This is a genomic window from Parvimonas sp. D2, from assembly GCF_035282635.1.
Classification (GTDB): domain Bacteria; phylum Bacillota; class Clostridia; order Tissierellales; family Peptoniphilaceae; genus Parvimonas.
The window spans coordinates 1-250 of the sequence record NZ_JAYKBO010000075.1 but is presented as its reverse complement, the minus strand read 5'-3'; the positions used below and the strand labels follow the sequence as shown (position 1 = coordinate 250).

Sequence of the window (250 nt, the reverse complement as noted above, 5' to 3'; positions counted from 1 at the left end):
CAACCCAGTTCAATGTGGACCACTGTCATTCTTCTGGCAAAGTCCGTGGACTGCTGTGCGTCACTTGCAACACCGGTCTAGGCAAATTCCAAGATAGTCCGAAAATTTTGCGCCGTGCATTAGACTATATTCTAAATGATGGCTGCATGACCTTTCCAGATAAGGTTGATGACTAATGCGTAAGAAGTTGGCATCATGGATGGGCTTTATGGTCTTTCTCGCCGTATACATTGCCGTAAGTTATATTATC

Annotated in this window: 1 protein-coding gene; it reads left to right on the top strand. The window is 44.4% G+C overall.

All coding sequences use genetic code 11. The features are described 5' to 3' along the window. Positions 1–14: 14 nt before the first annotated feature. Positions 15–176, top strand: coding sequence for an endonuclease domain-containing protein (locus VJI77_RS07930; RefSeq protein ID WP_442953981.1), 162 nt, complete (start codon positions 15–17; stop codon positions 174–176). Positions 177–250: the final 74 nt, after the last annotated feature.